Raw genomic sequence first — 25842 nt, 5'->3', positions numbered from 1 at the left:
GTCAAAAACCCCACCCCCTCTCTTTGGGGTGTGCTCTGTCCCCCTCAGCCGCCCCCCCCGCTGAGAGTTGGGTGGGGGGGGGGGGGGGGTTCTTACGTCACTGCTGCGAGGTCTGACCGAAGGCCACCGAGCGGATCTTGTTGTCGAAGCCGATGGAAGACAGATCGGCCACGTCGCCGTTGATCACCTTGGACGTGCCCTTGCAGCCGGCGCCGGTCCAGAGCTTCATCGAACCGCTCACCGAGATGGACGACGTCACCTCGGGGCGTGCCACGTTCTGGCAGCCCGCACCGGCGACGCCCTGCGCGGGCCCGTTGTCCGAGAAGTCGGCGTCGTCGAAGAGGATCGCGCTGCTCGCGGGCGCCGCCTGCGCGGCGTCCGGCGTCTCGGCGGGCGCGGCATCGGCGGGCACGCCGGACTTCTGGCCGCCTGGCTGGACGCCGAACCAAGTGCCGCCCACGCCCTGCCCGTTGGTGTCGCCGGGCTTGAGGTCCTTGCTGAAGCGGTACACCGGCCAGCCGCCGAGGGTGACCTGACGGGCGCCGTCGCCACGCTTGACCACACCGACGTCCGACGGCCGTACGCCGTCGACGAAGATCTTGCTCCCGGGACCGACGAGGACCGGCGGCCAGGTGGTCGCGCAGGCGCCGTTGCAGGTGGACCTGGAGGGCGACGCGGTGTCCTTGTCGAAGCGGTAGAGGGTGAAGCCGGAGCCGTTGACGACGACCGGGTCGAGCGCGCCCGCCTTGGCCGCCGACAGCTGGACCCATTTGCGCTGCACCGGCTTCGTCGCGGGCTTGCCGGGCGGGTTCGCCCAGTCACCGGTCTTCTTGGGCGCGTCGTTCTGCGCGGCCGTACCGGACTTGAGCGCGAGATCCATGGAGCCGTCGGCCGCGGGTGCGGAGTTGGAGGACTTCGCGTCCGGGGCCTTCGCGGCGTCCGATCCGTCATCGCCGCCGCCACAGGCGGAGAGCAGCAGGACTCCTGCCGCGGCGAAGGAGGCGAAGAAGGCGGTGTTCTTGCTGAGCATCGGAGTTCTCCTCGAGTCGTTGCCTTGGTTGCTCCGCGCTGTTCGGCGCGTTCGTAGCGTGAGTACGGGCGCCTGACTTCTTCTCACTCATCGATTTTCCGACCGAGACCAAACCGAGACAATGTCCAGACTGGGATCCATTCGAGGAACACCACGCGCCCCACGCGCCACCGTCCTGTACCGCTGCCATTCCCTATTTCTGAAACGAGTTCTACTGTGTGCGCCGTCAGCCCGAGGCCGTCCGAGGCCACCGGGAGCAAGCGAACGCAGGAGGGGCCGTGCACCTCGAATACACGCCTGAACAGCGGCAGTTGCGCACCGAACTGCGCGCCTACTTCGCCGAGCTTGTGCCCGACAACGCCTACGCCAGGTACGCCGATCCCGCGACGCAGAAGCGGTTCTACCGGGAGACCGTCCGCCGTCTCGGCACCGACGGCTGGCTCGGCGTCGGCTGGCCCAAGGAGTACGGCGGCCGCGGGCTCACGCCCATGGAGCAGTTCATCTTCTTCGACGAGGCCGCCCAGGCCGGGGTCCCGCTGCCGCTGATGGCCCTGAACACCGTCGGGCCGACGATCATGCAGTTCGGCACGGAGGAGCAGAAGACGTACTTCCTGCCGAGGATCCTCTCCGGGGAACTGGACTTCGCGATCGGCTACAGCGAGCCCGACGCGGGCACCGACCTGGCAGCCCTGAAGACCAAGGCGGTCAGGGAGGGCGACGAGGCCACCGGCCACTACACGGTGAACGGCCAGAAGATCTGGACCACCAACGGCGACACCGCCGACTGGGTCTGGCTCGCCGTCCGCACCGACCCGGACGCCCCGCCGCACAAGGGCATCACCATGCTCCTCGTACCGACGTCCGACCCCGGCTACTCCTGCACCATCATCAACACCCTTGCCTCGCACGACACCACGGCCAGCTACTACGAGAACATCCGCGTCCCCGTCTCGCGCCGCGTCGGCGACGAGAACAAGGGCTGGCGGCTCATCACCAACCAGCTCAACCACGAACGCGTCACCCTCGCCGCCCACGGCACCATGGCCATCCGCGCCTTCCACGACGTGCAGCGCTGGGCCGCCGACACCAAGCTCGCCGACGGCCGCCGCGTCATCGACCTGGGCTGGGTCCGCCGGCGCCTGGCCAGGACCCACACCAAGCTGGACGCGATGAAACTCCTCAACTGGCAGATGGTGAACGCCGTCCAGGAAGGCACCCTCACCCCCCAGGACGCCTCCGCCGTCAAGGTGTACGGCTCCGAGGCCCGCCGCGACGCGTACGCCTGGCTCATGGAGATCGTCGGCGCGGCCGGCGCCCTGAAGGAGGGCTCCGCGGGCGCGGTGCTCCACGGCGAACTGGAGCGCGGCTACCGCAGCGCCGTCATCTTCACCTTCGGCGGCGGCAACAACGAGATCCAGCGGGAGATCATCTCCTGGATCGGGCTCGGCATGCCGCGGGTGCGTCGCTGACGCCGACGCTTCACTGATCGCGGCCCGGCACCACCATCACCTCGGTGCCGGCCGCGCGGATCGCGCGCACCTGATCCGCCGCCAGGCCGTCGTCCACGACCAGCAGATCGAAGTCGGTCAGTGGTGCGAGGGCGTACAGCCCGTCCTTGCAGAACTTGGTGTGGTCCGCGACCAGCACCCGACGCGCGGCGCACTCCATCATCGCCCGCTTGACCTGCACCGTTTCCGGCGAGGTGTGATAGCAGCGGCCGTTGGTGACGGCCGTCGTGGACATGAACAGGACGTCGGCGCGAAAGGCGCGGACCGCGTCCGCGGTGTGCAGGCCCATGAACGCGTCGTACGCCGGGAAGTACGCGCCGCCCAGCGTGATCAGCGAGATGCCGGGTTCCTTCGCGAGCGTGGTGACGGCGGGCAGCGAGTTGGTGATCACGGTCAGCGGGGTGTGCTCGGTGGCCTGGTGCGCAAGGAGCAGGCAGGTCGTGCTGTCGTCGAGCAGTACCGTCTGGCCCGGCACGAGCAGTGTCGCGGCGGCCCGCGCGAGCAACTGCTTGGTCTGCGCCATGGTGGCCATCCGCTCCGCGACGCTGCCGTGGAACTGCGCCGAAGGCAGCCCGGTCGCACCTCCCCGCACCTTGCGCAGCCAGCCCTGTGACTGAAGGGCGTCCAGATCGCGGTGCGCGGTCATCAGACTGACGCCGAACTCCTCGGCGAGGTCCGCGGTGCGCACGAAGCCGCGGCCGACGACGGCCTCGCGCATCCGCCGTCGCCGCTCCTCCTGAGCCTCGACCCGGTCCATCGCGGTGCTCCCTCCGGTGGCCCTGCCCCGCGTGCTGCGCGGGCATGTGTGTGAAATCGCCGCGTTATGTTCGCACGGATTTAACGTAACTCTCCCAAGGAGAGCGGCGTCCGCGAGCGGCTCCGGTGCGACACAACACGGCAGGTCGCCGCCCTGATGGGAAGATTCCGGCCGCCATTGACTCGCGTTTCCGGCCAGCTGTTCCATCAGCTCGTCCCTCCCTCCTGCCCCCGCCGCAGAAAGGGGAAGAGTCGATGCCGACCCCTCCTCCGCGTTCGCTGATCACACGCCTGGGCATTCCACCGACCCTCGCCTGGGGCTACTTCGGGCTGCTCCTCTTCATGATCGGAGACGGCGTCGAGTCCGGCTATCTCTCGCCGTACCTGATCGACGAGGGCATCTCGCAGCCCCGGGTCGCGCTCCTGTTCACCGTCTACGGCGCCGCCGCCGCCATCGCCGCCTGGCTCTCCGGAGTGCTGTCCGACCTGTGGGGCCCGCGCCGCGTCATGTGGACCGGTCTGGGCATCTGGGGCGTCTTCCAGCTCCTCTTCCTCGTCCTGGCCATCCCCATGACGAGCTATCCGCTGATGATGCTCGGGTACGGCCTGCGGGGCCTGGGCTACCCGCTGTTCGCCTACGGATTCCTGGTCTGGATCGCCGCGGTGGCGCCGCGCGCCCGGCTCGGCACGGCCATGGGCTGGTTCTGGTTCGCCTTCACCGGCGGTCTGCCCACCCTCGGCTCGCTGGTCGCCAGCGGACTCATCCCGCAGATCGGCGCGTACGCCACCCTGTGGTCCGCGCTGGCGCTGGTGGCCGCGGGCGGTCTCATCGCCCTGCTGCTCGTCCGTGACGACCGGGGCGGGAAGCAGCCGCGCGGCGAGGGCGAGGGGCCGCTCGCCACGCTCCTCGGCAGCGTCACGGTCCTGTGGCGCAATCCCCGGGTCGGCGCGGGATCGCTCACCCGGGTCATCAACACGGCCTCGCAGTTCGGCTTCTTCGTGATCATGCCGATCCACTTCACGAAGACGGTCGGCTTCAGCCTCACCGAGTGGCTGCATCTGCTCAGCGCGATGTTCGCGACCAACATCTTCGCCAACCTGCTCTTCGGCGTGGTCGGCGACCGGTTCGGCTGGCGCCGGACCATCGCCTGGTTCGGCGGAGCCGGCTGCACCGTCAGCACACTGCTGCTCTTCTACGTCCCGAACGCGGCGGGTGACAACTTCCCGACGGCGCTGCTGGCCGCCGCCTTCTACGGGGCTACGCTGGCCGGATATGTACCGCTTTCGGCGCTTGTGCCCTCGCTGGAGCCGCGGCACAAGGGGCAGGCGCTCGCCGCGCTCAACCTGGGCGCGGGAGCCAGCACCTTCGTCGGCCCCGCGATCGTCACGCTCTTCGTCGGGCCGCTCGGTGTCACAGGGGTGGTCTGGATATTCGCGGGGATGCATGCGGTGAGCACCGTGCTCGCACACTTCCTGAAGCTGCCGGACGAGACGGGTGCGGCGAAGGCGGCCGGTGCCTCGCCGGGCGCCGAGCCCGCCGCCGCATCGACCCCGGCGTGAAAGGTCCCACTGATGTCCGTACTGACCATTGACGTCGGCACCACGATGATCAAGTCGGTCGTCTTCGACGACCAGGGCAAGGAGATCGCCGTCTCCCGGCTCGCCACCGAAGTGCTTCGGCCCCACCCCGGCTGGGCGGAACAGGACATGGACGCCGTCTGGAACGCCGTCGTCCACACCGTCCGCGGTGTGCTGTCAGGTCTCGCCGACCCCGTCTGGCTGGTGTCCTTCACCGCCCAGGGCGACGGCGCCTGGCTCGTCGACGAGCACGGCCGCCCCACCGGACCCGCCATCCTGTGGTCCGACGGCCGGGCCGGGGACCAGCTCACCGCCTGGCAGCGCGAGGGTGTCCTCGAAGCGGCCTTCCGCCGCAACGGCTCGCTGACCTGCGCCGGCATGCCCAACGCCCTCTTCAGCTGGCTCGCCGCCCACGACCCGGACCGCCTCGCGCGCTCAAGCACCTCGCTCACCGCCGCAGGCTGGCTCTTCCTGCGCCTCACCGGTGTCAGCGCCTGCGATGAATCCGACGCGTCCGCCCCGTTCCTCGACCACGCCACCGGCCAGTACGACCCGCGGATCCTCGACCTGTTCGGCCTGGGCGCGTACCACCGCCTCCTGCCGACCGTCCTCGGGGAGTCGGAGCGGATCGCCGAGATCACCGGCGATGCGGCAGGCCAACTGGGGCTGCCCGCCGGGCTGCCGGTCGTGATGTCCCCGTACGACATCGCCGCCACCGCCCGCGGCGTCGGCGTGGTCAACCCCGGCCAGGCGTGCAGCATCCTCGGCACCACCCTGTGCACGGAGATCGTCCGTACGGACGTGGACACCAGCGGCGAACCGTCCGGCATCAACATCGCCTACCGCGGCCGCGAGCGGGTGCTGCGCGCCTTCCCGACCCTCAACGGCGCCGAGGTGCTCGGCTGGGCGGCGCAGATGCTGGGTCTTGCCGGACCGCCGGAACTGGCGCGGCTCGCCTTCGCATCGGAACCCGGCGCCCGCGGACTGCTGTTCCTGCCCTACCTCTCCCCGGCCGGTGAACGCGCGCCGTTCCTCGACCCGCGGGCCCGCGGCTCCTTCTGGGGCCTGTCCCTGGAGCACTCGCGCGCCGACCTGGCCCGCGCCGTGTTCGACGGGCTCTCGCTGGTCCTGCGCGACTCGCTGGCCGCGGCCCGTACGGACGTGAGCGAGCTGCGGCTGTGCGGCGGCGGCGCCAACAGCGACGCGTGGTGCGCGCTGATCGCCGACGCGACGGGTGTGCCGACCGCCCGCTCCGGCGACACCGAACTGGGCGCCAAGGGCGCCTTCCTCACCGGCCTCGTCCGCACCGGCGCCGAGAGCAGCATGCATACCGCCGCCGCCAAGTACGTCCGGATGCAGAGCAGTTGGGAACCCGACCCGGAACGTGCGCAGTTCTACGCCGCCCTGTACGAAGACTTCATCGGCCGGCGGACGATCGCTCGCGAGGCCGGCTGGCGGGGCGGTGCGGTATGGCGGGGGAGCGGTGCCACAGGGCCGGGCGGAACCCCGCATGACGGCGACAGCATCCCCACCACCCCAGGAGGCCTCCGTGCCTGACGCCCCTTCCGCCGGCCACGCGCCCCTCGACGGCATCTGGCTGGGCCTCGACCTCGGCACCCAGAGTGCCCGCTGTGTGGCCGTCGACGGCACCGGCCGGCTCCTCGCCGCCGCCTCCCGGCCGCTGGCCGGCCACCGCGACGGCGTACGCCACGAGCAGGACCCCGAGCAGTGGTGGACTGCACTGTCCGCCGCCTGCCGCGAAGCCCTGGGCGGACTCGACGCCCGACGGATCCGCGGGCTCGCGATCGACGGCACCTCCGGGACGATCCTGCTCGCCGACACCACGGGCAGCCCGCTCACCCCCGGCCTGATGTACGACGACGGGCGCGCCGCCGACCAGGCGGCGACCGTCAACGAGGCCGGCGGAGCGGTCTGGCGGGAGCTCGGCTACCGCAGCATGCAGCCGTCCTGGGCGCTGCCGAAGCTGCGCTGGCTCCTGGACCATGACGCCGCGGCGTCCGGCGCGGGTGTCCGGCTCCTTCACCAGGTCGACCTGATCACCTGGCGTCTCGCCGGACAGCAGGTCGCCTCCGACGCCAGCCATGCCCTCAAGACCGGCTACCACCTGGTCGAGGAGGGCTGGCCGCACAAGGTCATGGCCGAACTGGGCGTCCCCGACGGCCTGTTGCCCGACGTCGTACGCCCCGGCAGCATCCTGGGAACCGTGTGCGCCGAGGCGGCGGCAGCCACCGGCATCCCCGAGGGCACCGCACTCGTCGCCGGAATGACCGACGGCTGCGCCGCCCAGATCGGCGCCGGAGCCCTGGAGCCCGGCTCCTGGAACTCGGTCCTCGGCACCACCCTCGTCCTCAAGGGCAGCAGCCCGCACCTGATCCGCGACCCGGCGGGCGTTGTGTACTGCCACCGCGGACCGGGCGAGAGCTGGCTTCCGGGCGGCGCGTCCAGCAGCGGCGCCGGTGTCCTCTCCCAGCACTTCCCCGGTGCGGACCTGGAGCGGCTCACCGAGCAGGCCGCCGCGCTCGACCCGGACGCGGTCGCCTATCCCCTGGTCTCCACCGGCGGTGAGCGCTTCCCCTTCCGCGCCCCCGGAGCCGAACCCTTCATCCTCGGGCAAGTCCCCACCCGCGCGGCCGAGTTCCACGCCTATCTGCTCGGCGTGGCTTGCCTGGAACGGCTCTGCCTCGACTACCTCGACCACCGCGGCGCGCCCGTCGACGGACCGCTCACCCTCACCGGCGGCGGCGCCCGCAACCGCTACTGGTGCCGCCTGCGCGCCGAAGTCCTCGGACGTCCCGTACGCCTGCCGGAACAGGCCGAGGGCGCCATCGGCATGGCGGTGCTCGCCGCCACATCCTCCGGAGCCGGCCTCCAGGAGGCGGCCGCCGCCATGGTCAGGATCGGCGCGGAGATCCGCCCATCGCCGGACCGCACCGCCCGCTACCTCCCCGTCTACCTCCGCTTCATCGACGAACTCACCCGCCGTGGCTGGCTCGACCAGGCCGTGGCCGACCACGCCCGCAGGAGGGCAGCGCAGTGACCGACTTCATCCTCGTACGCCATGGCGAAACCGTCTGGCACGCGGAGAACCGCTACGCGGGACGCACCGATGTGCCCCTCACCCCGCACGGACGCGAGCAGGCCGCCGCGCTCGCCGAGTGGGCCGTCACCGCAGGGCTCACGGCCGTCTGGAGCTCCCCGCTCTCCCGCGCCCGGCTCACCGCGGCCCCCGCCGCCGAGGCCTGCGGCCTCCCCCCGCGCGTGGACGAGCGTCTCTACGAACTCGACTTCGGCCAAGGCGACGGTCTGACCAGGGAAGAGATGCGACAGCGCTTCCCGGAGCAGCTGGCGGCCTTCCTCGACGACCCGGTCGGCAACCATCTGCCCGGCGGCGAGGACCCGCGCAAGGCCGCCGCACGTGCCGCCGAGTGCCTGGCCGACATCGCCCGCGAACAGCCGCACGGCAGGGTCCTGCTCGTCGCCCACTCCACACTGGTCCGGGTCCTGCTCTGCCATCTCCTCGGCATCCCGCTCTCCCACTACCGCCGGGTCTTCCCCCAATTGCTCAACGGCGCGCTCACGGAGATCCGCGTCGAGGACGGGCAGACCGCACTGCTGCGTCTCAACGCCCCCGCGACGGACCAGACCCCCGACTTCCGGTGATTCACGGACCGGCCACCCACCCGCACCGCCCTTCAGGAGACACCCGCCCATGAGCACCACCGTCCTCGCCGCAGGCAACCACTTCATCCGCCCGAGCCTGTTCACCCAGGCCGTGCGGGACGCCGCCGGGGATCTGCCGCTGGACGTCCGCGAGCTCCAATTCCCCTGGCCGCACACCCCGTTCGGCCCGGTCGCCGAGGTCATCGAGGCGTCCGGCAGCGAGGACGAGATGATCGAGGCGCTCCAGGGCGTACAGATCTGCGTCACCGAGCACGGCCCGCTCACCGAGCGCATCCTCGCCAACTGCCCTGACCTGAAGCTGTTCTGCACCAGCCGCGGCGGCCCGGTCAACGCCAACCTCGACGCCGCGACCCGGCATGGCGTGGCGGTCTGCTACGCCCCCGGCCGCAACGCCACCGCCACCGCGGAACACACCCTCACCCTGCTGCTCGCCGCGGCCCGCGGCGTCGGCGACACCCACACCGACCTGCGCAAGGGCACCTGGCGCGGCGACTACTACGACTACGACAACTGCGGCATCGAGATCGAAGGCGCCACCGTCGGCCTGATCGGCTACGGCGCCATCGGCAGCCGGGTCGCCAAGGTCCTGCGTGCCATGGGCGCCGAGGTCCTGGTGCACGACCCCTACGTACGGCCCGACGCGCTGGCCGGTGTCGCGGAACAGGTCTCCCTGGACGAGCTGCTCCGCCGCTCGCGCATGGTCTCCCTGCACGCCCGCGTCACCGACGAGACCAAGGGCATGATCGGCCGCGCGCAGATCGCCGCGATGCCCCGCGGGTCGGTCCTGGTCAACTGCGCCCGCGGCGCGTTGCTCGACTACGACGCCGTCTGCGACGCGCTGGACTCGGGTCACCTCTCCGGAGCGGGCTTCGACGTCTTCCCCGAGGAGCCGCTGCCCGCCGACTCCCGGCTCCTCACCGCCCCCGGTGTCGTCCTCACCCCGCACATCGCGGGCGGCAGCCGGCAGGTCGCGCACAAGGCCGCGCACATCGTGGCCGCGGAGGTCGGCCGCCACCTGCGGGGCGAGCCGTTGGTGCACTGCGCCAACCCGGAGGTGTTCAAGGCGGGTTGATGCCGACCTCGGCGGCGTAGCCTGCGGAGAGGAGGTGGTTGTATGCGCGAGGCATCCTCATCGCCGGAACGGGGCGCGGGGGACCCGGGGCTCTTCGGGCCCGCATCGGTGACCTGGCAGATGCACGGCGACCCGATGATGTGGGTCGCCGGGGTGCGCGCCCTGTATCTGCAGGCCCTGCATCCGCGCGCCGTCCGCGGCGTCATGCAGAACTCCGATTTCCGCAAGGACGCCTGGGGCCGCCTCATGCGTACCGCGAACTTCGTCGGCACCATCACGTACGGCACCACCGAGGCGGCCGAGCACGCGGGCGCGCGGGTCCGCAAGATCCACACGATGCTCAAGGTCACCGACCCGGACACGGGGGAGCGGTACCGCGTCGACGAGCCCGAGCTGCTGCTCTGGGTGCACTGCGCGGAGATCGACTCCTATCTGCACGTCGCACGCAGGTCGGGGTTCCGGCTGACCGACGAGCTGGCCGACCGCTATGTCGCCGAGCACCGCGAGAGCGCGCGGCTCGTCGGACTCGACCCCGCCGACGTCCCCGCGACGACCGCCGAACTCGCCGCGTACTTCGAGCGCGTCAGGCCCGAGCTCGCCGCGGGACCCGAGGCGCGCGACGTCGACGACTTCCTCCAACGACCGCCGACCCACCCGCTGTTGGTCCCGGCGCGCGCCCTGCTGTGGCGTCGCGTCGCGAACCTGGCGTACGCCTCGCTGCCTCCGTACGCCCACGAGCTGTACGGCAGAACGGCCCCGCCGCCCGCGACGGTGACCCGGCGTCTTGTCACCACCGGCACCATCCTGCGCACCGTCCCCGCGCGTGTGCGCTGGCAACTTCCGCCGAAGCACATTCTGCGCGCCATGGCCCGGCTCGGGCCCGGCAGCCGCCCTGCCCCGTACAAACTCGACAGCCGGGCAGCCATACTGGACGGGCCGGGGAGGGCGCAGCGAGGCAACGGGGGCGACGGCACGAGATGGCGGACACCAGGCTGATCCAGGGCCGGTACCGGCTGCTCGATCTCATCGGGCGCGGCGGCATGGGCGAGGTGTGGCAGGCGCGCGACGAGTCCTTGGGGCGCAGAGTCGCCGTCAAGTGCCTCAAGCCCCTCGGGCCCCAGCACGACCAGTCCTTCACCCGGGTGCTGCGCGAGAGGTTCCGGCGCGAGGCCCGCGTCGCGGCGGCGCTGCAGCACAGAGGCGTCACCGTCGTCCATGACTTCGGGGAGCACGACGGCGTCCTGTATCTGGTCATGGAACTCCTGGAGGGGCGCAACCTCAGCCAGCTCCTGGAGGACAACAAACAGCATCCGCTGCCCGTCGCGGACGTCGTGGAGATCGCCGACCAGGTCGCTGCCGCACTCGCGTACACCCATGACCAAGGCATCGTGCACCGCGACCTGAAACCCGCGAACATCATGCGGCTAAGCGACGGCACGGTGAAGATCTGCGACTTCGGGATCGCCAGGCTCGGCGCCGACATCGGCTTCACCTCCCGCCTGACCGGCACGGGCATCGCGATGGGCACCCCGCACTACATGTCGCCCGAGCAGATCAGCGGCGCCCAGGTCGACCAGCGCAGCGACCTCTACTCCTTCGGATGCGTGCTGTACGAGATCGCCACCGGCGCCCCGCCGTTCGACCTGGAGGACGCCTGGGCGGTCCTCGTCGGACACCGCGACACCCAGCCCGAGCCGCCGCGCAGGCACCGCGACGAACTGCCCGAATACTTCGACAAGATCGTCCTCGACCTGCTCGCCAAGGAGCCCGACGGACGGCCGCGGGACGCGCGGGAGCTCGGCCGCCGCATCACCGCGGGCCGCACCGTCCCCACGTACGTACCGACGGTCGTCACCCCGCCCGTGCACCGGCCCGAGCAGCCGCCGTCGCGCGAGCCGCGGCTGCCGTCCTGGACGCGCGGCATGACGACGGGCCACAAGGCGAACGGCACCTCCGAGCTGCGCACCACGCCGCCCGACGCGGCGGCAGGACTGACCGGCGAGTGGATCCCGCGAGCCGACGCGCGTCGGGCCGCCGCGCCCCACCGGCCCGAACGGCCCACGCCGCCCCCGGAGTTGGTGGCCACCCTCACCAGCAGGCACAACGCGGGCCTGAGCCTGGGGCGGCTCGGCCGCTGGGCCGAGGCCGGCGAGGTGCACCGCGCGGTGGCGGCCGAGCGGGAGCACGCCCTGGGCCCCGACCACCCCGACACGCTCGCAAGCCGCTACGAAGTCGGCTTCACGCTCAGCCGCACCGGGCGGGCCGCCGACGCCCTGCGCGAGTACGGACGCGTCGCGCAGGGCAGGGAGCGCACCCTCGGCCCCGACCACCCGGACACGCTCGCCGCCCGGCAGGAAATGGCGTACGTGATGGGGCAGTTGGGGCGGCACTTCGAGGCACACCAGCTGTACACATCCGTGCTTGCCGTACGGGAGCGGACCGCGGGCCCCGACCATCCCGACACCCTGCGCTGCCGGCACAACCTGGCGTACAACCTCAGCAGACTCGGCCGCCTGGAGGACTCCTACCGCCTTGCCCGGCAGGTAGCGACGGCCCGCGCGCGCGTCCTCGGCGAAACGCACCCCGACACGCTCGTCACCCGCTACGAAGTCGCTTACGCGCTCGGCCAGTTGGGCCGCTGGCCCGAGGCGCTCCAGACGTACCGCGAGGTCGCCGACGCGCGGGTGCGGGCTCTGGGCGCCGACCACCCCGACACGCTCGCCGCCCGCTACGAGGTGGGGATCAGCCTCGGCCGCCTCGGTCGCAGCGGGGAGGCCCTTGAGCTGTACCGCGACCTGATCGACGACCGCACCCGGGTGAACGGCCCCTCCGACCCGGAGACCCTGCGTGCCCGGCACGGCCTCGGCGTGAACCTGGGCCGCCAGGGCCGCTGGGAGGAGGCCCTGGCCGAGGCGCGCGACGTCTGCGCGATCCGCGAGCGGATCCTCGGCGGTGACCACCCGGACACGCTGGTCAGCCGCCGCGAGGTCGCCGTGGGCCTGGGCTGGCTCGGCCGCTGGGCCGACGCGCTGACCGAGTACCGCAGGGTCGCTGCCGCGCGTGAGCAGGTGCTGGGCGCCGACCATCCCGATGCGCTGGCCAGCCGCAATGATGAGGCGCATTGCCTGGAGCAGTTGGGTCGTGGGACGGAGGCGGTTGAGTTGTACCGGCGGGTTGCTGCGTTGCGCCAGCAGCGGGCTTCCGGGGGGCATTGACTTCTGGGGCGCGTCACGTGCGTCGTCTGCGGGCGCTCTTTGGCTGAGCGCGCAGTTCCCCGCGCCCCTTCGGGGCCCTCCGGAGGCGTTCACGTGCTAACAAGAGCTATGCCTCCTCGCGATCGATACGACGCCGTCATCGTCGGCGGTGGTCACAACGGACTCGTCGCCGCCGCCTATCTCGCCCGCGCCGGACGCACCGTCCTGCTCCTGGAGCGGCTCGCCACGACCGGCGGTGCCGCCGTGTCCAGCAGGCCCTTCGCCGGTGTGGACGCGCGGCTCTCCCGCTACTCGTATCTGGTCAGCCTGCTGCCGCGGAAGATCGTCCGGGAGCTCGACCTGGACTTCCGGGTGCGCACCCGCACCGTCTCCTCGTACACCCCGACCGAGCGCGACGGCGTACCGACGGGGCTGCTCGTCGGCGGCGGCGAGGCGCGGACGAAGGAGGCCTTCGCGCGGCTCACCGGAGGGCCGCGGGAGTACGAGGCGTGGCGGGAGTTCTACGGGATGACGGGGCGGGTGGCCCAGCGGGTCTTCCCCACGCTCACCGAACCGCTGCCCACCCGCGAGGCGCTGCGCGAGCAGGTCGGGGACGAGGAGGCCTGGCGGGTTCTCTTCGAGGAGCCGATCGGTGTCGCCGTCGAGGAGCGCTTCGCCGACGACCTCGTCCGCGGTGTCGTCCTCACCGACGCCCTCATCGGGACCTTCGCCGACGCCCACGACCCGTCCCTGCGGCAGAACCGCTGCTTCCTCTACCACGTCATCGGCGGCGGCACCGGCGACTGGAACGTGCCCGTCGGCGGCATGGGCGCCCTCACCGGCGCCCTCGCCGCGGCGGCCCGCGCGGCGGGCGCCGAGCTCGCCACCGACCACGAGGCCACCCGCATCGCCACGGACGGCACGACCGCCGAGGTGACCTATCGGACGGCCGACCGCGAAGCCACCGTCGCCGCCCGCCACGTCCTGGTCAACGCATCGCCGCAGGAACTCGCCGCCCTGCTCGGCGACACACCGCCCGCCCCGGCCGAAGGTGCCCAGCTCAAGGTCAACATGCTCCTCGAAAGGCTGCCGCGGCTGCGCGACACCTCGGTCGATCCGCACGAGGCCTTCGCCGGGACCTTCCACATCGCGGAGGGCTATGGGGAGTTGGCGACCGCGTACGCCCAGGCGGCGTCCGGTGAGCTGCCCGCCGCGCCGCCGTCGGAGATCTACTGCCACTCCCTGACGGACCCCAGCATCCTCGCCCCCGACCTCGTGGAGCGCGGCTGCCAGACCCTGACCCTGTTCGGGCTGCACACCCCCGCCCGGCTGTTCGGTCAGGACAACGACGCGGTGCGGGACGAGCTGCTGAAGTCGACCCTGGCCCAGCTGGACGCCCACCTGGCCGAGCCGATCGCCGACTGTCTGGCCACCGACGCCGAAGGGCGCCCGTGCATCGAGGCGAAGACCCCGCTCGACCTGGAACGGGATCTGCGCCTTCCCGGCGGCAACATCTTCCACCGGGACCTCGCCTTCCCCTACGCCCAGGACGGCACCGGCCGCTGGGGCGTGGAGACGCGGCACGCGAACGTCCTGCTGTGCGGCGCGGGCGCGGTGCGCGGCGGCGGGGTCAGCGGTGTCCCCGGGCACAACGCAGCCATGGCCGCGATGGGCGAATAGCCGCTGGTGGACTGGTGTACGGTCATGTGTCGTTGTCGTCAGGGGTGCGAGGCAGGAGAGGGGGTGGCGTCACGATGGCCGCTCGCCGCGCGGAGGGTGCGCCGACCTTCACCGAGCAGGCCCGCCGCCGCCAGCTCATCGAGTGCACGATCGACCTGATCTCCACCAAGGGCCATCCGGCGACGTCCCTCGCGGCCATCGCGGAGCGGGCGGGCCTGTCCAAGGCCGCCGTCCTCTACCACTTCTCGTCCAAGGACAACCTCACCCGGGCGGCGCTGGAGCATGTCCTCGCGGAGTTCACTGCGTACGTCAATGAGCGCGTGGCCGCCGAGCCGGACCCGCGCGCGGCCGTCGTCGCCTACGTACGCGCGATGATCGGTTACCAGCAGGCGAACCGCCGCCATGTGCGCGTGATCACCGAGATGCTCCTCGACGACGAGGGCGGCACCCGGCTCAAGACGCCGGGCGGCCACGACACGGCGGGCCGCTGGAACGCCCTGGCCGACCTCCTCAGCGCAGGGCAACGGGCCGGACGGTTCAGGGAGTTCGACCCCGCCACCGTGGCCCTCGCCATCGGTGGTTCGATCGACGGCGTGGTCGCGCACTGGCTCGCCCACCCCGAACTCGACCTGGACGCGGCGGCGGACGAGCTGGAGACGTTCACGCTGTACGCGATCGAGCGACGCGGCTGAGCGCCGGGCCCTACCGCCGGGCGAACTCCGGCGCGTGCTCGGGACGTACGCCCACACCGCCCAGATATCCCGTCACGGTGCGCAGCGCGGGAACCCTCCGCAGCATCCGCAGCGGCACCGGAAGGCGATCACCCCTGAGCGTGCCGTCCAGGGCGGGCTTGAGCAGCATCTCGTGCTCGCCCAGCTGCTGTTTCTGCGTCACCGCCATCGGCAGCCTGCGCCGCTTCTGTACCCGCTCCAAGTCGCGTACGCCGACCTCGCCGCGCCGCAGCGGCCCGGCGAGGAGCCGGGCGGCCGCGACGGCGTCCTGCACCGCGAGGTTGACCCCGACGCCGCCGACCGGCGACATGATGTGCGCCGCGTCGCCGATGCACACCAGCCCGTCCCGGTACCAGCGCGGCAGCCGCCCCATGGTGACTTCGAGGAGCTTGACGTCGTCCCAGGAACGGATGGCCTCCATCGCCGCCCGGTCCCAGCCGAGCAGTCCGCCGAGCCGCTCGCGGAACCACCCGATGTCGTGGGCGCGCAGCTCGCCGTCCGTGCCCTTCTTGATGAGGTAGGAGGTCTGGTAGTAGTCGCCGCGGTCCATCGTGGCCGCCACCTGGCCGTCACGGATGCTCATGAACACCCGGCCGCTCTTGCTGTCGTCGCGCGGCGCGGGCACCCGGACCTGCCACACGTCGATGGGTACGTCGAAGAAGTCGGGCCGCAGTCCCGCCGCCTCGCGCACCAGGGAGTGCCGCCCGTCGCAGGCGACCGTGAGATCGGCCGCGAGCTCGCCGGGCGTCCCGTCCGGGTCGGTGAAGTGGACGCCGGTCACCCGGCCGTCCTCGTCGGTGCGCAGGCCGGTGACCTCGGTCCGCATGCGCAGCGTGAACGACGGCTCCTGCGCCGCGGCGCCCGCGAGCAGATCGAGGAAGTCCCACTGCGGGACCATCGCGATGTACTTGTGCCGGCCGGGGATGTGCCGCAGATCGCCCGCGACGACGGTGGTCCCGTCGATGCGCATCCGCATCTCCCGCAGCTTGCGGGCGGGCAGCCGGGCGAACCGTTCGCCGAGGCCGAGCTCGTCGAGCAGCCGGAGCGTCGACGGGTGGACGGTGTCCCCCCGGAAGTCACGCAGGAAGTCCCCGTGCTTCTCCAGGACGGTGACCTCGACACCGGCTCTTGCGAGCAGCAATCCGAGCATCATTCCGGCCGGCCCGCCGCCCACCACACAGCACGTCGTGCGTTCCATGCTTGCGCCCTCCCTCGTCGCGTGCGGCCACTCTAACCGATCGGTCAGATGTCTGACCGATCGGTCAGAAGTCGCGTCGCGTCCGGGAGTTGGGGCTGTTGCTCAGTCGCTTGCTCAGCCGCTTGCTCAGCCGGTTTCTCGGTCGGTTTCTCGGTCGGTTTCTCAGTCGGCCGATGCGGCCCAGCCCACCGCCTCGATGCGCGCGGCGTCGGCGGGCCGTGCCTCGTCGAAGGCCGTACGGTCGCCGTCCTCGACCCGCAGCCCGTCGGCGTACGCGCCGCGCCCCACGTACAGCTGGTCCGTCGTGTACCGCCAGCGCAGCCGCACCTGCTCGCCCTGCCAGGCGGCGAGGTCCGCGGTCAGGCGGTGCCAGACGCGGCCGGACCAGCCGGTGGTCGTGCCGTCGGGGTGCGGGAGCGGGTCCGCGCCCTCGCGCGCGGTGGTGAAGGGCACCGCCTGCCAGGTGCTGCCGTCGTCGCGCGACGCCTCAAGCCGCAGCAGGTCGGAGCCGGGCTCGGTGTCCCACCACAGCGCGCAGCGCAGCCGCGCCCGGTCGGTGGTGAGCGTGAGCGGCGGCAGGGCGAGCGTGGCCGATGTCGCGTTCGCCATGCCAGAGAACCAGGCGGTGCGGCCGCGCGCGGGGCGTACCGGGACGGCGCGTGCCATGCGGTTCGCGGCGGCCACTCTGGGGGCCGAGCCCGAGCGCCAACTGCGTACCGGGTGAACGGAGTTGCCGAGTACGACAAGGAAGGAGTCGGTCGTCGGGTCGAGGACGAGCGAGGTGCCCGTGAAGCCGGTGTGGCCCGCGGTGCGCGGGGTTGCCATCGCGCCCATGTACCAGTGCTGGTAGAGCTCGAAGCCGAGGCCGTGCTCGTCGCCGGGGAAGGCGGTGTTGAAGTCGGTGAACATCAGCTTCACGGACTCGGCGGTGAGGATGCGGGAGCGGCCGTAGGCCCCGCCGTTGAGCAGCGTACGGCCGAGGACCGCGAGGTCCCAGGCGCAGGAGAAGACGCCCGCGTGTCCGGCGACGCCGCCGAACCCGAAGGCGTTCTCGTCGTGCACCTCGCCCCAGACGAGCCCGCGGTCGAGGCCCGACCAGGGCAGTCGGGCGTCCTCGGTGGCGGCGATCTTCGGCTGCCAGGAGGCGGGCGGGTTGTAGCGAGTGCGGTGCATCCCGAGCGGAGCAGTGATCTCGTCGTGGAGCAGTGCATCCAGCTGACGACCCGTGATCTCTTCCAGGACCAGCTGCAGCGAGATCAGATTCAGGTCCGAGTAGAGGTACTTGGTGCCCGGCGGGTTCAGCGGAGCCTCGTTCCAGATGAGGCGCAGCTGTCCCTCGCGGGTGGGCTCCTTGTAGAGGGGGATCCAGGCGCGGAACCCAGAGGTGTGCGTCAGCAGTTGGCGGACGGTGATGTCCTGCTTGCCCGCGCCCCCGAAGTCGGGGAGGTACGAGGCGACCTTCGCCTCCAGTTCAAGACGGCCCCGTTCGATCTGCTGCACCGCGAGCAGCGAGGTGAACAGCTTGGAGACGGAGGCGAGATCGAAGACCGTGTCCTTCGCCATGGCGATCTGCCGGTCGGCGGGGAACTCGACGCCGGTGTCGGTCTTCTCGTCGTACGCCGAGTAGCGCACCGCCTTGCCGATGGGCTGGTGCAGGGCGACGGTGCCGCCGCGGCCCGCGAGCAGGACGGCGCCCGCGTACCACGGGTGCTTGGGGGAGGGGTCGAGGAACCGCTCGGCGTCGACGACCAGTTGCCGCAGATGTCCGGCGAGCAGCCCGGCCCGCTCGGGGGTGCCGGGGCGCAGCGTCGGATGCCCGCTACCGGTGACGGCCGCCGCGGGCCCCGCCGGGAACGGCACCAGGGCGAGGGCACCGCCCAAGGCCAGGGCCCTCGTGCCCAGTTGGCGCCGGCTCAGCCCGCCACCCGCTCTGTCCGCCGATCCGCCGTCCTCGGCCATGTCCGTGCCCCCTCCTGAATCGCGCTAGAACTGAGCTCCTGTACTGCTGCCGAGCTCCTGAACTGAAACTATCTTTCGAGATCACCAGGGACTGCTGAAACTTTCATGTCAGGGTCGAGCCCTGTCAACCATGGGCGCAGAGCAAGAATCTGACACCGCATCAGAAAATCTCTTCCGTCGTCCGCACCGCTGCGGCATCCTGCGCCCATGCAGACAGAGCTGAGCAGAAAACTGGGAGTCGAGCACGCCATCTTCGGCTTCACGCCCTTCCCGGCGGTGGCGGCCGCCATCAGCAGGGCGGGCGGATTCGGTGTGCTCGGCGCGGTCCGCTACACGGCACCCGACGAACTGGCCCGCGACCTCGACTGGATGCAGGAGCACGTCGGCGACCGGCCCTACGGCCTCGACGTGGTGATGCCCGCGAAGAAGGTCGACGGGGTGACGGAAGCCGACGTGGAGGCCATGATCCCCGAAGGCCACCGGCAGTTCGTCAAGGACACCCTCGGCAAATACGGCGTACCCGAACTCGCGGAAGGCGAGGCGTCCGGCTGGCGCATCACCGGCTGGATGGAGCAGGTCGCCCGCAACCAGCTAGACGTCGCCTTCGACTATCCGATCAAGCTGCTCGCCAACGCGCTCGGCTCACCGCCCGCCGACGTGATCCAGCGCGCCCACGACCACGACGTACTCGTCGCGGCGCTCGCCGGCAGCGCCCGGCACGCGCGCAAGCACGCGGACGCGGGCATCGACATCGTCGTCGCGCAGGGCTACGAGGCGGGCGGCCACACCGGCGAGATCGCCTCGATGGTGCTCACCCCGGAGGCCGTCGATGCCGTGGCGCCGCTGCCGGTGCTCGCGGCGGGCGGCATCGGCAGCGGGGAGCAGATCGCCGCCGCGTTCGCGCTCGGCGCACAAGGGGTGTGGCTCGGCTCCCTCTGGCTCACCACGACCGAGGCCGACCTGCACTCGCGGGCGCTCACCGAGAAGCTCCTCGCGGCCGGTTCGGGCGACACGGTCCGCTCCCGGGCGCTGACCGGCAAGCCCGCCCGCCAGTTGCGCACCGACTGGACGGACGCCTGGGACGACCCGGAGGGACCCGGCACCTTGCCCATGCCGCTGCAGGGTCTCCTTGTCGCCGAGGCGGTCTCGCGCATTCAGAAGTACGAGGTGCGGCCGCTGCTCGGCACACCCGTCGGGCAGATCGTCGGCCGGATGAACAGCGAACGCAGCGTCCAGGCCGTCTTCGACGATCTGACCCGCGGCTTCGAGCAGGCCATCGACCGCGTGAACCGCATCGCCGGACGCGACTGACCAGACGGAGGAGAGGCCCCATGACCAGCACGCCCCCCAACGGCTTCTGGGCGCAGGCCGCGGCGGACCCGGACCGCGTCATGCTGATCGCACCCGACGGAGCGGAGTGGACCGCCCGCCGTCTGCACGCGGCGGTCAACCAGCTCGTCCACGGACTGCGCGCCGCGGGACTCGAGCGCGGTGACGCGTTCGCCGTGGTCCTTCCCAACGGAGTCGAGTTCCTCACCGCGTATCTGGCGGCCTCCCAGGCCGGCCTCTATCTCGTCCCCGTCAACCACCATCTCGTCGGCCCCGAGATCGCCTGGATCGTCGCCGACTCGGGCGCGCAGGTGCTCATCGCCCACGAGCGGTTCGCGCAGGCGGCGACCGCGGCCGCCGACGAGGCGAAGCTGCCGACCAGCCATCGCTACGCGGTGGGCGAGGTGCCCGGCTTCCGCCCGTACGCCGAACTCCTCGCCGGACAGCCGGAGTCGGCACCGGACGGCCGTACGCTCGGCTGGGTCATGAACTACACATCCGGTACGACGGGACGCCCGCGCGGCATCCGCCGCCCGCTGTCCGGGAAGCTCCCCGAAGAGTCGTACCTCGGCGGCTTCCTGGGCATCTTCGGCGTGAAGCCCTTCGACGGCAATGTGCACCTGGTCTGCTCGCCGCTCTACCACACGGCGGTCCTCCAATTCGCGGGCGCCGCCCTGCACATCGGCCACCCGCTGGTCCTCATGGACAAGTGGACGCCCGAGGAGATGCTCCGCCTCATCGACACGCACAAGTGCACGCACACCCACATGGTGCCGACCCAGTTCCACCGGCTCCTGGCGCTGCCGGACGCCACGAAGGCGGCGTACGACGTGTCGTCGATGCGGCACGCCATCCATGGCGCCGCGCCCTGCCCCGACCATGTGAAGCGGGCGATGATCGAGTGGTGGGGCGAGTGCGTCGAGGAGTACTACGCGGCCAGCGAGGGCGGCGGCGCCTTCGCCACCGCCCAGGACTGGCTGAAGCGGCCCGGCACGGTCGGCAAGGCCTGGCCGATCAGCGAACTGGCCGTCTTCGACGACGACGGCAACCGGCTGCCGCCCGGTGAACTCGGCACCGTCTACATGAAGATGAGCACCGGCGGTTTCGCGTACCACAAGGACGAGTCGAAGACGAAGAAGAACCGCATCGGCGACTTCTTCACGGTCGGCGATCTCGGCTTGCTCGACGAGGACGGCTATCTCTACCTCCGCGACCGCAAGATCGACATGATCATCTCGGGCGGCGTCAACATCTACCCCGCCGAGATCGAGTCCGCACTGCTCACCCACCCCGCCGTCGCGGACGCAGCCGCGTTCGGCATCCCCCACGACGAGTGGGGCGAGCAGGTGAAGGCGGTCGTGGAAGTGGCAGAGGGCCACACGGCGGGCGACACACTGGCGACCGAGATCCTCGCCCACTGCGAACGCCAACTGGCGGGCTACAAGCGCCCGAAGAGCGTCGACTTCATCGAAGCGATGCCACGCGACCCGAACGGCAAGCTGTACAAGCGACGACTGCGGGAGCCGTACTGGGAGGGGAGGGAGCGGGCGCTCTAGGCGGCTTTGGCGACTCGGCACGCCCCGCTAAACGCTTCTGCCGTGGCCGGAGATGTACGGGCATGGACGTCTTCACATTCCCGATGCGCGGATGGGTAGTTGAGTGGCTCGGCCTCGGCCTGCACGTGGTGCCCGGGTCGGCCTGCGGTGTCTTGCTCATCGCCGTGGCGGCCCGGATCCTTGCCGAGAGGTCACGCCGCAAGACGCTGCTGGCCATCACGACGCAGGCGCCGCCCGGCACAGTGGTGGCGCAGGAGCGCGGGGCAGGGGGGCCGCTGATGGTGATCCAGGTCGGCAGCGGGCATACGGAGAGGGACTCGTGACGCCCCGCGTTCCACCGGAGAACTGGGCGGAGGTCGTGGACCTCTACCTGCGGCACCGGGACGACCTGGTCGGGTTCGCCACCAGGATCCTGGGGGACGAACGCCACATGGCACACGACCTGGTCCAGGAGACGTTCCAGGCCGCTGCCCTGCAGTGGGACGCGCTGCGGGGCTATGGTCCCTGCGGCCGGAAACGCTGGCTGTACCGAGTGGTGAAGAACAAAGTATTCGACCAGTGGGGCACCGCGGCCGGACGGCGCCGTCTCGGGGGCCGTCTCGGGTACGAGGACCCGGTGGCCGACATGGACACCCCGCGTACGGCGGTGTCCAATCTGCTGCTGCAGAAGTGCTGGAAGGTCATCGACGGCATGCCCACCGCGCAGCGAAGAGTTGCCCTCCTCAAGTGGCAGGGTGACTGGACCAACCGTGAGATCAGCCAACACCTGACCATCGCCCAGAGCACCGTGCGAGTCCATGTGCGCAACGCGCGGAGCACCCTTGCGGTGGAGCTGGGGGACGAAGTGGTCTTCCCGTCGTCCTGGAGGGACGACGACCTGGGAGAGGAGGCGGCAGGATGAGCAACGGTCAGGAACGGCGGGACGGGCCCGGCACTCCTCCCTGGGCCGGCAGACCGGTGGACGCCGACGACCTCCTGCGGCAGCTCGATCGCGCGGTCGACGCACACCTGCCGACGCCGAGCGCCGCCGACGGGGTCAAGGACCTGATGGACTGGATGCAGCAGGAGGCCCCGCCCTCGGCCCGGAAGCCGCAGTCGCCGCCGCACACCGGCGGAGCAGACGTGCTGGCGCTCACCGGAGATCTCGATATGGAGTCAGCCACACATGTCCGTGAGGTCCTGCACTCGGCGCTGAACGACGGCACCGGAGACCTGGTCCTGAACCTGAGCGGCCTCACCTTCTGCGACGCCACCGGACTCGGCGTGATCATGGGAGCCCATCGTCGGGCGGGGCGTCTCGGGCGCCGCCTGATCCTTCAGGACGTACCTCGGCACCTGGAGCGGGTCCTCGTGATGACCCGCCTCAACCGCATTCTGGAGATGGAGAGTTCCGCCACCGAAGGCGACGGGTCACCTCATCCCGCGCTCGGCCTGTGCGAAGACGCGGCCGGCCGCTACCGCTGAGCACGACAGAGCCGGGCCGCGAGGTCTCAGCGGCGCTCGCGCACCTTCACCACCTTCAGCTTCGGGTCGCTCAGGATGTCCTTCTCGCAGAACCGCGACGTCACCCAGCGCTCATCCGCGTACAGCCGCGTCTGATCGCTGAAGTACGGCGATCGGGGGTTCGATGACTGCGCGTAGGTGAGGAGCGTGCGGGCCTCGGGGCAGCGGGTCTTGTTCCAGCCCACCGCCTGGATGTGGCTCGATCCATGCGCGACCTCGGTGTAGCCGCCGGACTCCGCGTTCCAGACCGGCTCCACCTTGTTCCATACGCCGATGGATTCCGTGCCGCCGTGGATCGGGATGCGCTGCCCGCCGCGTACGACGAACTGGTGCTGCCCCAGCGGCGCGTCGACCGCGATCCCCGCCTCGTTCAGCTCGGTCACCGCGTCGGCGAGCGCGGTCGCGAAGCCCGGCGCGGCCGTGTTGAGGGTGTTCGGGGTGCGCACCGGGTCGGCGGCCGAGAACGGCACCTTCCACAGCTGGGCGTTCGGCACGGCGGCCGTCAGCTTGCGCCAGAACCGGTCGAAGAGCAGCGCGCCCCTGCTGTCCGTGTTCATGGTGCGGTCCCAGGCTTTGAGGGCGTCGCAGGCCTTGCGTACGTCGACTGCCTTGCCGTCACCGCCCGTTGCTGTGCCTCCGGGCAGAGCCGCGCAGGCGCGGGCCGCGTCGTCGGCCGCCAGATCGCCCGCGGGCGCGCGGTTGGCGAACTGCTGCTTCTGAAGGTCCTTGACCGTCAGGCGGCCCTTCGCGGCCATCGCCGAGACATCTTCGATCGCGCCGCGCGTGCGCAGGGAGCGCTGCGTGCCGATCGTCCCGAAGACCCGCTCGTAGCCGGTGATCGGCCGGTCCGCGTTGGCCAGCCAGGCGCTGTCGTTGGAGTTCTCGGCGTACGGGGCGTCCTTGATGGTCGGCATCTTCGACGGGCCGAAGACACCCGGCTGGAGCGCGTCCTTGTCCGAGCCGAGCGCGCAGTCGCCGCGCGAGCCGTCGAGCACGGCCACACCCGATGCCGGATACGTCACCTTGCCCAGATCGGTGGAGCAGCGCTGGGCCAGGTCGTCGGTGATGCGGGGCAGCACCTGCGACTGGGTGAGCAGCGAGTGTCCCGCGCGGTCCGCTGCCACGGTGTTCACCCACGGGAGGCCCTGGGTCTCGCGCAAGGACTTCAGGATGCCGTCGGTGGAGCGGGCCTTGCCGAATCCGAGGTCGGTGTCGCTGCCGCGCAGATTCACCGCGTTGGGGTCGTTCAGCGCGTACGCCGTCTTCGCCGTCCAGGGCAGCGGGAGTTGAGAGCCGAGCCCCGTGGTGACCGGGCCGTACCGGGTCCACCACTGGGTACGGGTCACCGGTGCGCCGTCCTTGACCGGCACCTCGACCGTCCGCTTCGTCATCTTCTCCGGCTTGCCGTCCACCAGATAGCTGGTCGGGTCGGCGGGATCGAGGGTCAGCTGGTGCAGGTTGAGGGTCACGCCGGTCGCCACCGTGTGGCTCCACGCCACATCGCCGTTGAAGCCGATGTTGACCACGCTCGTGCCGAGGAGCGAGCCGCCCGAGACGTTCAGCTCGCCGGGGATGGTCTGCTGCGACTGCCAGAAGCGGCGGCCGCCCTGCCAGGGGTAGTGCGGATTGCCGAGCAGCAGGCCCCTGCCGTTCGCGGTGGTCTTCCCGCTGAACGCCACGGCGTTGGAGCCCATGTCGGCGTCGTCCGCCGAGAACATCTCGCGTGCGGCCTTCGCCGTGCGCTCCGGGTCGGGCGCGGACCGAACCGTGGTCTTCGTGGGATTCGCGGTCGGCGGCTGCGCGGCGGTGATGCCGTCGATGCCGCGCCCCTGGCCGCCGAGTACCTGGACGGCGAAGCCCTGCCGGGCCACGTCGAGGGAGGTGATCGGGCGGACCCACTTGGCGCCCTTGCAGGCCGGGTCGGTGACGCGATTCTGCTTCAGCCAGGCGTTGTAGCCCGCCGCGAAGCCGCGCATCAGCTTCTTCGAAGCGGCGCTCGGCCCGGCCGGGGCGGGCTGCTTGAGGAGCTTCTCGACCGTGCGCGTGTCGCGGACACCGCCGAAGTACAGGTCGCTGGAGAGGTTCGTGGTCGCCGAGGACAGCGAACCGTCGGGCTTGCCGTCAGGGCCGAAGTGGCGTGACCGCTCCCCGCGTACGGTCACGTATCCCTCGGCGAGGGTGCACACCTGATCGGCGGCCTGCGCCCAGCCGGTGCCGAAACCGAGGTTCTCGTAGTCCTTGGCGAGGATGTGCGGGATGCCGTACTGGGTGTAGCGGACGGTGGCGGAAAGGCCACCGCCCGACGGGCGGTTGGCGCGCTCCTCGGCCGCGCCGGCGGTGGCGGCGGACGACGGCAGGAGGGCCGTGGCGGTCAACAGGGTGATGCCGAGGGCCGTCAGGCGTCTGGTGCGGGTACGCATGGTGCCTCCCAACTGGTGTGGCGGGAAGGGGCGGTTGAGCGTACCAACCGGTATGTCGCTTGATCGAGTAGCCGGACCGGCCTTGTTCGCGACCCGTCCGGAGCCCTGACGTTCGCGACCCGTACGGAGCCTTGACCGCCGTGACGGGCGGGGCACAGGATCACGCCATGACGGGTGTACGCGGAAACACGGTCGACGGGGTCCTTCGGCGGAGCGCGCGGCGCGTGCCGGGGCGGGTGGCGCTGCGCTACGGCGAGCGGTCCTGGACGTACGCGGAACTGGACGACGCCGTATCCCGCGCGGCGCAGGTGCTGCGCGACGCGGGACTCGGCCACGGGGATCGCGTAGGCGCCTACGCCCACAACTCCGACGCCTATCTCATCGGCTTCCTCGCCTGCTCGCGGGCGGGCCTGGTCCATGTGCCGGTCAATCAGAACCTCGTCGGCGACGACCTGGCGTACATCGTGGGCCAGTCGGGCAGCTCCCTGGTCCTCGCCGACCCGGACATCGCGCCGCGCCTTCCCGGCGACGTGGCCGGGCAGGCCCCGCGGGGCCGGGGCGGAAGCCCAGTAGGGAGGGGGGGGGGGGGCGCCGGGGGGGGGGGGGGGGGGGCCCGGGCGGCCGGC

Annotated in this window: 21 protein-coding genes; 16 read left to right on the top strand and 5 right to left on the bottom strand. The window is 71.3% G+C overall.

Annotated features, from left to right (window positions below; genetic code table 11):
• Window positions 1-97: 97 nt before the first annotated feature.
• Window positions 98-1030, bottom strand: a complete 933-nt coding sequence (locus ACFWY6_RS03250; protein WP_384685862.1) for a hypothetical protein — start codon at window positions 1028-1030, stop codon at window positions 98-100.
• Window positions 1031-1308: 278 nt separating this feature from the next.
• On the opposite strand from ACFWY6_RS03250, the gene ACFWY6_RS03245 reads away from it, so the two are divergent.
• The gene (locus tag ACFWY6_RS03245; protein WP_384685860.1) at window positions 1309-2499 is read left to right on the top strand and encodes an acyl-CoA dehydrogenase family protein; all 1191 of its coding nucleotides are present in this window, start codon (window positions 1309-1311) and stop codon (window positions 2497-2499) included.
• Between the two features lie 10 nt (window positions 2500-2509).
• Here the strand turns inward: ACFWY6_RS03245 and ACFWY6_RS03240 are convergent, their stop codons facing one another.
• On the bottom strand, window positions 2510-3295 hold the full coding sequence (locus tag ACFWY6_RS03240) for a DeoR/GlpR family DNA-binding transcription regulator (protein WP_384685858.1): 786 nt from the start codon (window positions 3293-3295) through the stop codon (window positions 2510-2512).
• Between the two features lie 254 nt (window positions 3296-3549).
• Between ACFWY6_RS03240 and ACFWY6_RS03235 the strand changes: the two genes are divergently transcribed.
• The 9 genes from ACFWY6_RS03235 to ACFWY6_RS03195 all read left to right on the top strand — a co-directional run bounded on the left by ACFWY6_RS03235 (window position 3550) and on the right by ACFWY6_RS03195 (window position 15212).
• Window positions 3550-4854, top strand: a complete 1305-nt coding sequence (locus ACFWY6_RS03235) for an MFS transporter (RefSeq protein ID WP_384685856.1) — start codon at window positions 3550-3552, stop codon at window positions 4852-4854.
• Window positions 4855-4866: 12 nt separating this feature from the next.
• Window positions 4867-6429 carry an FGGY family carbohydrate kinase gene (locus ACFWY6_RS03230; RefSeq protein WP_384685854.1) on the top strand — a complete coding sequence of 521 codons (1563 nt, stop codon included), beginning with the start codon at window positions 4867-4869 and terminating at the stop codon, window positions 6427-6429.
• Window positions 6383-7930, top strand: coding sequence for an FGGY-family carbohydrate kinase (locus ACFWY6_RS03225; RefSeq protein ID WP_384685852.1), 1548 nt, complete (start codon window positions 6383-6385; stop codon window positions 7928-7930). The genes ACFWY6_RS03230 and ACFWY6_RS03225 overlap by 47 nt, the downstream gene beginning before the upstream one ends.
• Window positions 7927-8553: a histidine phosphatase family protein gene (locus tag ACFWY6_RS03220; protein ID WP_384685850.1), complete on the top strand. Its 627-nt coding sequence runs from the start codon at window positions 7927-7929 to the stop codon at window positions 8551-8553. The genes ACFWY6_RS03225 and ACFWY6_RS03220 overlap by 4 nt, the downstream gene beginning before the upstream one ends.
• A 49-nt stretch (window positions 8554-8602) precedes the next feature.
• Window positions 8603-9646: a 2-hydroxyacid dehydrogenase gene (locus ACFWY6_RS03215; RefSeq protein WP_384685848.1), complete on the top strand. Its 1044-nt coding sequence runs from the start codon at window positions 8603-8605 to the stop codon at window positions 9644-9646.
• 42 nt (window positions 9647-9688) lie between these two features.
• On the top strand, window positions 9689-10642 hold the full coding sequence (locus ACFWY6_RS03210) for an oxygenase MpaB family protein (RefSeq protein WP_384685846.1): 954 nt from the start codon (window positions 9689-9691) through the stop codon (window positions 10640-10642).
• Entirely contained in the window at window positions 10624-12861 is a 2238-nt protein-coding gene (locus tag ACFWY6_RS03205; RefSeq protein ID WP_384685844.1) for a tetratricopeptide repeat protein, read from the top strand. Before ACFWY6_RS03210 ends, ACFWY6_RS03205 begins: the two co-directional genes overlap by 19 nt.
• Before the next feature lie 108 nt (window positions 12862-12969).
• Entirely contained in the window at window positions 12970-14520 is a 1551-nt protein-coding gene (locus ACFWY6_RS03200; RefSeq protein WP_384685842.1) for a phytoene desaturase family protein, read from the top strand.
• Between the two features lie 74 nt (window positions 14521-14594).
• The gene (locus ACFWY6_RS03195; RefSeq protein WP_384685840.1) at window positions 14595-15212 is read left to right on the top strand and encodes a TetR/AcrR family transcriptional regulator; all 618 of its coding nucleotides are present in this window, start codon (window positions 14595-14597) and stop codon (window positions 15210-15212) included.
• Between the two features lie 10 nt (window positions 15213-15222).
• On the opposite strand, the gene ACFWY6_RS03190 is transcribed toward ACFWY6_RS03195, so the two are convergent.
• Both ACFWY6_RS03190 and ACFWY6_RS03185 read right to left on the bottom strand, forming a co-directional pair.
• On the bottom strand, window positions 15223-16449 hold the full coding sequence (locus ACFWY6_RS03190; RefSeq protein ID WP_384685838.1) for an FAD-dependent oxidoreductase: 1227 nt from the start codon (window positions 16447-16449) through the stop codon (window positions 15223-15225).
• Window positions 16450-16611: 162 nt separating this feature from the next.
• Window positions 16612-18408, bottom strand: a complete 1797-nt coding sequence (locus tag ACFWY6_RS03185; protein WP_384685836.1) for a serine hydrolase — start codon at window positions 18406-18408, stop codon at window positions 16612-16614.
• Window positions 18409-18615: 207 nt separating this feature from the next.
• On the opposite strand from ACFWY6_RS03185, the gene ACFWY6_RS03180 reads away from it, so the two are divergent.
• The 5 genes from ACFWY6_RS03180 (at window position 18616) to ACFWY6_RS03160 (ending at window position 22757) form a co-directional block, all read left to right on the top strand.
• Window positions 18616-19719 (top strand): NAD(P)H-dependent flavin oxidoreductase, encoded by a 1104-nt coding sequence (locus ACFWY6_RS03180; protein WP_384685834.1) that lies wholly within the window; start codon window positions 18616-18618, stop codon window positions 19717-19719.
• 20 nt (window positions 19720-19739) lie between these two features.
• Window positions 19740-21293: an acyl-CoA synthetase gene (locus tag ACFWY6_RS03175; protein ID WP_384685832.1), complete on the top strand. Its 1554-nt coding sequence runs from the start codon at window positions 19740-19742 to the stop codon at window positions 21291-21293.
• A gap of 62 nt (window positions 21294-21355) precedes the next feature.
• A complete protein-coding gene (locus ACFWY6_RS03170) occupies window positions 21356-21616 on the top strand; it encodes a hypothetical protein (RefSeq protein ID WP_384685830.1) in 261 nt (86 codons plus the stop codon).
• Window positions 21613-22194: an RNA polymerase sigma factor gene (locus ACFWY6_RS03165; RefSeq protein WP_384685828.1), complete on the top strand. Its 582-nt coding sequence runs from the start codon at window positions 21613-21615 to the stop codon at window positions 22192-22194. The genes ACFWY6_RS03170 and ACFWY6_RS03165 overlap by 4 nt, the downstream gene beginning before the upstream one ends.
• 248 nt (window positions 22195-22442) lie before the next feature.
• Window positions 22443-22757, top strand: coding sequence for an STAS domain-containing protein (locus tag ACFWY6_RS03160; RefSeq protein WP_384685946.1), 315 nt, complete (start codon window positions 22443-22445; stop codon window positions 22755-22757).
• 26 nt (window positions 22758-22783) lie between these two features.
• Here the strand turns inward: ACFWY6_RS03160 and ACFWY6_RS03155 are convergent, their stop codons facing one another.
• Window positions 22784-25216 carry a penicillin acylase family protein gene (locus ACFWY6_RS03155; RefSeq protein ID WP_384685826.1) on the bottom strand — a complete coding sequence of 811 codons (2433 nt, stop codon included), beginning with the start codon at window positions 25214-25216 and terminating at the stop codon, window positions 22784-22786.
• A 167-nt stretch (window positions 25217-25383) separates the two neighbouring features.
• Here ACFWY6_RS03155 and ACFWY6_RS03150 point away from each other — a divergent pair.
• Window positions 25384-25842: AMP-binding protein (locus ACFWY6_RS03150; protein WP_384685824.1), on the top strand; the 459-nt coding region annotated here is incomplete at its 3' end.

The organism is Streptomyces sp. NPDC059037 (assembly GCF_042740015.1).
In the GTDB taxonomy this organism is placed as follows: Bacteria; Actinomycetota; Actinomycetes; order Streptomycetales; family Streptomycetaceae; genus Streptomyces.
This window is presented reverse-complemented; position numbering and strand designations above follow the sequence as displayed.